Origin of the sequence: Tumidithrix elongata BACA0141 (genome assembly GCF_036349135.1) — a bacterium.
Classification (GTDB): domain Bacteria; phylum Cyanobacteriota; class Cyanobacteriia; order Pseudanabaenales; family Pseudanabaenaceae; genus Tumidithrix; species Tumidithrix elongata.
On record NZ_JAZBJZ010000191.1, the window covers coordinates 1 to 6,112 of the forward strand.

Annotated in this window: 8 protein-coding genes; 2 read left to right on the forward strand and 6 right to left on the reverse strand. The window is 43.3% G+C overall.

All coding sequences use genetic code 11. From position 1 onward, the window contains the following. The 6 genes from V2H45_RS24740 to V2H45_RS24765 form a co-directional block, all read right to left on the reverse strand. The coding region (locus V2H45_RS24740) for a hypothetical protein (protein WP_330486364.1) at positions 1 to 233 on the reverse strand (233 nt) is incomplete at its 3' end. 157 nt (positions 234 to 390) lie between these two features. Then, complete coding sequence (locus V2H45_RS24745; RefSeq protein ID WP_330486365.1) at positions 391 to 1,881, reverse strand: mechanosensitive ion channel domain-containing protein; 1,491 nt, start codon at positions 1,879 to 1,881, stop codon at positions 391 to 393. 86 nt (positions 1,882 to 1,967) lie between these two features. Beyond that, positions 1,968 to 2,411 carry an ISAzo13-like element transposase-related protein gene (locus tag V2H45_RS25785; protein ID WP_408648916.1) on the reverse strand — a complete coding sequence of 148 codons (444 nt, stop codon included), beginning with the start codon at positions 2,409 to 2,411 and terminating at the stop codon, positions 1,968 to 1,970. A 487-nt stretch (positions 2,412 to 2,898) separates the two neighbouring features. Beyond that, positions 2,899 to 3,696: a Uma2 family endonuclease gene (locus V2H45_RS24755; protein ID WP_330486366.1), complete on the reverse strand. Its 798-nt coding sequence runs from the start codon at positions 3,694 to 3,696 to the stop codon at positions 2,899 to 2,901. Between the two features lie 195 nt (positions 3,697 to 3,891). Beyond that, on the reverse strand, positions 3,892 to 4,563 hold the full coding sequence (locus tag V2H45_RS24760) for a hypothetical protein (RefSeq protein ID WP_330486367.1): 672 nt from the start codon (positions 4,561 to 4,563) through the stop codon (positions 3,892 to 3,894). Between the two features lie 101 nt (positions 4,564 to 4,664). Then, complete coding sequence (locus V2H45_RS24765) at positions 4,665 to 4,814, reverse strand: hypothetical protein (RefSeq protein WP_330486368.1); 150 nt, start codon at positions 4,812 to 4,814, stop codon at positions 4,665 to 4,667. Between the two features lie 58 nt (positions 4,815 to 4,872). Here V2H45_RS24765 and V2H45_RS24770 point away from each other — a divergent pair, with 58 nt between their 5' ends. Both V2H45_RS24770 and V2H45_RS24775 read left to right on the forward strand, forming a co-directional pair. Then, positions 4,873 to 5,739 carry a CmcJ/NvfI family oxidoreductase gene (locus V2H45_RS24770; RefSeq protein ID WP_330486369.1) on the forward strand — a complete coding sequence of 289 codons (867 nt, stop codon included), beginning with the start codon at positions 4,873 to 4,875 and terminating at the stop codon, positions 5,737 to 5,739. 44 nt (positions 5,740 to 5,783) lie between these two features. Then, on the forward strand, positions 5,784 to 5,927 hold the full coding sequence (locus tag V2H45_RS24775; RefSeq protein WP_330486370.1) for a hypothetical protein: 144 nt from the start codon (positions 5,784 to 5,786) through the stop codon (positions 5,925 to 5,927). Positions 5,928 to 6,112: the final 185 nt, after the last annotated feature.

The following is a 6,112-nucleotide window of genomic DNA, read 5'->3' on the forward strand; positions in this document are numbered from 1 at the left end:
TCTTCTCTCTTTTTATTTTCGTTTTTCGTCTCTGACTGATTTTTAGAGGTGCCCAAAAGTAATAAAACTGTCCCGACTCCCTCAGCCGCAGCAGGCGGATTGTCTGAAGAGCGGCGTAGCTCTCCCCGAGATCGAACTGCAAAATCTAGCAAGTATCCAAACCCCAGTGTAGTAACACCACAAATAACAACACAAAATAGAATAGAACCCATAAAAACGAAAATTCCTAGCATAGGAGATCTCTGCTTAATTCCCGTAAATAAAGCACAGCCTAATCCTACGAAAGTACCTACGCTTAGAGCGTATGTCAATATTTCAAGCACAAGATTTACTGACCTCAATAAACAGGCGATCGCCACAACTTCACTTTCTATAGTTCCATTTTATATACTATTCAGCAGAGAAAATCCCCTTCAACCTTGATTTTACCCAAGCAGCAAATCGATTACTATGCTCGGTCATGCCCAACAGACCAAGATCCTGCAATTGCTGACGGATATCTTGATAGATTTTCTTTTCTTTAGTGAGTTCCTGAGTGAATGTTTCTGCTAGATCTGGATGTAACCGCAGCAATCTATCAAAACTATGCTTGTTAATCACAAAAACACTTGTGTCTTCTAAAGCGATCGCAGTACTCGTATAGGGTAAATTTAGCATAATCGCCACTTCGCCAAGAATATCTCCAGATTTATAGATCTTGATATGCTGGCTAAGCCTCGTTACCACAGTTTCAATCGAACCAGACAAAACTAAATAGAAGTGAGTGCCTATTTCATTCTCGTTAAACACTATTTCAGATTCTGCAAAAAACTTACGATAGCCTGTTTCGATCAGTTCGCGGAGATGGATGTCAGAGCAAATATTAAAGTGAGGCAATTGCCGAAGAGAATCTCGAATCGAAATAGATTGACGCAAGCTTTTGGCAAGAGAGAGCTGGGGATTTAAACCTGTGGATTCATCTGATTCTTGTCCGTTATTTGAAGACTGAGATTCTGGAAATTGCGGAATTATTTGCTTGAGTTCGTCGATATTTCGCAACCATAGGTCTCTTTGCGGGTGAGGTATTTTGATTCCCACTTGTCGCAAATTATGTTCGATAATGAAATTCAGAGAACTTTTTACTAAAAACCCTTCGTCTATTTGGGCTATCCATACCCACAATTCAAACTCTAAGGCACTTTCACCAAAGCCTTTAAATATCACTCTAGGTGGTGGTTCTTGCATTACTGTGGCTTCCATATAAGCCGAGTTTAATAGAGTTTCGGTGACTAAAATGGGATCGCTATTGTAGGCAACTTTTACAGGTAAATGTAACTTACCCGTGAGGCTTTTGTAGCTCCAATTGAGGACGCGATTGCTCGTTAAGTTACTATTGGGAACTACAACATCACCACCATCAAAGGTGCGTATAATCGTAGAACGTAATGCGATTTCTTTGATATGTCCAGATAGATTATCAAATTCAATATAGTCCCCTACTTGTAGTTTTCCCTCAATGAGTAGGGTTAATCCACTAATCAAGTTTTTGGTAATTTCCTGAAACCCAAAGCCAACACCGATGCCTAAACCGCCCAATGTCACAACCAAAGGCGCAATATTCAGTCCATTGATTTGTAAGACAATTACAAAGCCCAGTGCGCCGAAACCATAGGTCGCAAGAGTTGCGACCGCCTCCCTCTGTCCTTGGCTTGCCCCTAGTTTTGGCAACAAGCGATTTTTGAGCAGTCGCTTACAAATTACTGAGAGCAACATTACTGTCAAAAATGACAGCACCAGTTTGATCAACCAAAGCAAAGAGATTGGTTCATCGCCAATCTTAAAGATGGGAGTTTGGATAAATTGACTTAAAAATGTGACAAGTTGCTGGGGAGAGGAATTCATTTCATTAGTCTATGAGATTAACTCGGTATCGTGAAATCTCGTATAGGCAATATAGCCATGTCCTTCCGCCGTCCTGTTTAAGATGTCTATAAACCGACTAGCGAGTTTTTTACCGCTTTACGTTTGCGAAAATGGTGTTTCTCCAATAGCTGATCTACTACTGTGACGCTGACTTCAATTCCTTCTTCCTTGAGTAATTCGGCAATCTCATGACGCTTGAGGTTTGTCCACTTGAGCGTTTCGTCCATTGGTGAACCTGCTGTATGTCGTTCCAAGACTCGCAAAAATGCCTCGTCTAGTCCATCAATCGTCTCAAACGCCGATTTACGTCCACCTCCTGGTTGTCGAATCCGTTCATCTTGACCAATTGTTTCATCCTGAAGTTCTCGCAGTCCCAACTGTAAGGTTTCGTGGTGACACCCGAATAATCGCCGAATGTATGCCTGTCCTCCGTACCCTAGTTTCACTGCTTCAATAGCTGCATACCGACGACGATCCTTCTCGGATAAGGACTGATAGTATCGTTGCATCTGGCTCTCTATCGGGGTAGGGTAGGTTTGCATTTTTCATCTGTTTTGACTCTGTCTCTCTAGCTTACAGGCATAATTGAAGGATTACATCTTATTTAATCTATGATCCTAATCCATCCTCTTGAAATTAATAGTCCATGCTTATGCCTTTTTCAGCATGATTGGGATGGAGATTACCTGATTCTCGATTTGAAACCACCTTTCTCTTTCATACTCACTACTGCAATGATGTATGTTCATATTTGACATATTCTAACCTTACAGCCCTTATGTTACCCTCGCAGAGTTCTACGAGTCAGGCGGTAATGAAAATGATGTGATAGAGTTCTCAGAAGAATATCAGCGTGTTTGGCTAAAATACAATGCAGATATAGGGCAGGAAGCTATCGATCGAGTTCTTCGCTATAGATGGGTTTCATAGACTCATTTTTAGCAATATTTTATATTTTGATTGATCGCTTTTCTTATGAATTGATCGGCGATCGCCCTAAATTTCATCAGGATCTAATCCAAGTGCCCTCAGCCTTTCGGCAAGCCGTTGAGCTTTTTGCTCAGCTAGTTGTTTAGCCAGCCGTTCTTGGAGTTTTTCATTACGTTCCTGCTCAGCGATCGCCTCAGCCTCAATTCTAGCCTGTTGCTCAAATGAACGCTCCAATTCCGCCTGAAACCTCGCATGTTCCGCCTCAGCATAAGAACGCAAAACTTGATTAGAGATTGGGTCATAAAAGCGGAAACTTAGGTCTGGATACATATGCAACTCCAAACCTAGAACTTCACTATGTAAAGACAAAGTACCATCAGGCAAAGTTGAAACAGCGATCGCAACATATTTCCCATTCTCTAAACGCACTCCTTGTAAAGAAGTAGGCTTCAAATACTCACCTGATGGATCGTACTGAAAATACTCCTTCACTCCCAAAGCTCGATAAATTAATGGATTTTGTTCTCGGTCTTTTGTCACTGTTCCTTTAGAAGTAAGTTCTAAAACAAAATCAGGAACTTTTCCATCTTCTTTTCCGATTTTGTAACTCACTCTATCTTCATTACTCATACCAAATACCACAAAGATATCTGGTGCTATCCTTTTTTCCGTTAGATCTTCTTGATAACGAATAAACAGGTTTCCAGACACGTAGACGTTCTGTTTCTTCTCAAACCACAACCTTAGAGCCTCGGTTGCATAACTTAAATTGCGCCGCTGTTTATCACCTTCGGGCATCGGCTCAAAGTCCTCATCAGGGAGTTCTATATTTGAAATTAGCTTGCGATCACCCGAAATTGTCATAACGGCACTCCAAGTCAGGCCCATGTATAAATTTAACATATCCAAAGACTGATTGCCCATCCCACAAGCAGGGTCGTGACTAATTTTTTGCCCTATGACCTCGGTCAGCGATCCTAGCACAACAACTTTACCTAGTTGCAATCTCTAGACTGCTGTTTTCAGCAGAGACTTGTTCGGTTAGGTAGTGACTTGGCGCTACCAACTCATCACAAGCGGCAACTGAGGTCGAAAATCCACCTGTTTTCCCAGCACTTCTCCATCAAACCCAAGCTCTACACAATACTCTGTTCCTAACCGTAGCTTTATCTGCTTTGTATCGACCACTGCTTGAAGTTCAGGTGACGGCTCATTTGCAGCAGGACTGACCAACTCTAAACGAGTAATTTCGCGTAAGCCAATACCATGATCTAGAGGTTGTGACTTCTCAACAGGATATCGATCTGGACGTTTACCAAATGGAGTCTGGAACAGCCATGGCTCAGTCAACACATCGCTATTCTTTCCTACCTCAATACTCATTGTTTTAGGTAAATAAGGAGGGTGATATGCCCAACTGGAAAAGGCAACTGTGTTACTACCGCTTAGGGCTGGCCGCAGACAGATCCCGAACGGACAGACTCCATGATTTCGATTCTCCCATCGTTCCCAAAGACGAGTGGGACGAATTAGTTCAGACTTCGCCTCTTCTGGATCGTGAACCCACAACAACTCCAACATTGCATTATGGAAAAAGAAACGGCGATTGGTTGTGCCCTGTCCAGGATGCGTATTAGAGGTTCCCTCAACCAAGTCGAATGATACTAGGCGCTCAGCTTCGTAAGCACCAACATCAGTCCAGATAAAGAGATGATCTAATTCAAATTCCATAGCTTCTAAGCCATCTGGGGATGGGCTTACTCAACATCTTGAGTTTAATTGAATCCAGCAGACAAGTTCCAAGCACCGCCAACACCGATGATTCAAGCTACTCAACTTAATAGTTTTAACGCAATTACGGTTAAATTATTCCACTGAGGACAAACTACCGCAGAGTCATACTTTAAGTCAAGTACGATCTCCCCAATTATCCATCTGTTAAAGGGTTGGTTGTAAGCGATCGCTAGTTCTGAAGACTCCAACAGTAAAGTTAATTAGACTTGCTGGAGTTCGTTAATTTTTAAACTCGAGGATATAACCATGTCCACGCATAGCTCGCAAGTCTTAGAGAGAAATGTTTCCAAGGATCTACCCTGCTTTGAAGCAGACCTCAATTATCTCGCTCCCATGGCAGAAAGACCTATCAACTATACCTACGAACCGCCAGCAGGAACGCCTCGGCATAATGGAACCTATGCTGCCCAAAGACTTCCAATTCATAATGCTCGTGCGATCGCGCAAGACTTATCCCTCGAGCGAGAGGGTTTTGCCTTTGTGAACCATCAGTCCGTTGTGCGCGATTTCTACAACAGCGATGAGGTGCATCGTGTCTACTATCCCGAAGCCGAACGGTTACTCAAAGAAGTCACCGGTGCAAGCAGAGTGGTGGTATTCGATCGCAATGTCCGTAATGCTTTGCGGGCGCAACGAGGTGAGAATGTCAAAGAACCCGTCAAGCGCGTTCATAACGATTTCACGGCAAAGTCTGGTTATAGCCGCGCCCGTATCGAGCTAGAAGCACGTAACATTGATAATTACAAAGACTTACTGCAACAGCGCTTTGCTGTCGTTAACGTCTGGCGACCGATCGCTGAACCCGTCCAAGAGTCACCCTTAGCATTGTGCGACGCCCAAAGCATTGCACTTACAGACCTCGTGGCTAGCGATCTGGTCTATCGCGATCGCGTTGGCGAAACCTATGCAGTTACCTATAATCCAGCCCATCAGTGGTTCTATTTCCCGCAACAGCAACGGAACGAAGTAATCCTAATCAAGTGCTTTGACACCAAGGGAGACGGGTCAGCAAGGTTTGCAGCCCATACGGGATTTGACGATCCAACGAGTCCACCCGATGCTTCCCACCGTGAGAGTATAGAACTGCGAACGCTGGTCTTCTACGGTACGTAGCAGATAGGCTTCCAGATCGATGACACATTCAGCATAGCGAACCGATGCCTGAATTTAATTGCGATCGCGTAGATGCCATTTTGCTCGATATTGAAGGTACAACAACCCCAGTTGACTATGTTTTCGGCATCTTGTTTCCCTTTGCAAAGGCTCGGGTAGAGTCATTTTTGCTGGCTCACAGTCGATAAAGCGCAGTGCGGGCAGATCTAGAGCGATTACGACTGGAGTATAAATTTGATACAACTCAATCATTTTCTTGTACAGCATTTCAAACATCCTACTGTCATACTAATTGAAAGCAAAAGAATCATCGTTCACTTAATAGAGTTGTTGGGAAATAAAAACAAGTTGTGGACAGGGTTTTCCTCTTCCC

Excerpts from the sequence above, each read along its gene's own strand:
- V2H45_RS24745 (WP_330486365.1), bottom strand. The coding sequence starts at position 1,881 with ATGAATTCCTCTCCCCAGCAACTTGTCACATTTTTAAGTCAATTTATC.
- V2H45_RS24770 (WP_330486369.1), top strand. The coding sequence starts at position 4,873 with ATGTCCACGCATAGCTCGCAAGTCTTAGAGAGAAATGTTTCCAAGGAT.
- V2H45_RS25785 (WP_408648916.1), bottom strand. The coding sequence starts at position 2,411 with ATGCAACGATACTATCAGTCCTTATCCGAGAAGGATCGTCGTCGGTAT.
- V2H45_RS24755 (WP_330486366.1), bottom strand. The coding sequence starts at position 3,696 with ATGACAATTTCGGGTGATCGCAAGCTAATTTCAAATATAGAACTCCCT.
- V2H45_RS24760 (WP_330486367.1), bottom strand. The coding sequence starts at position 4,563 with ATGGAATTTGAATTAGATCATCTCTTTATCTGGACTGATGTTGGTGCT.
- V2H45_RS24775 (WP_330486370.1), top strand. The coding sequence starts at position 5,784 with ATGCCTGAATTTAATTGCGATCGCGTAGATGCCATTTTGCTCGATATT.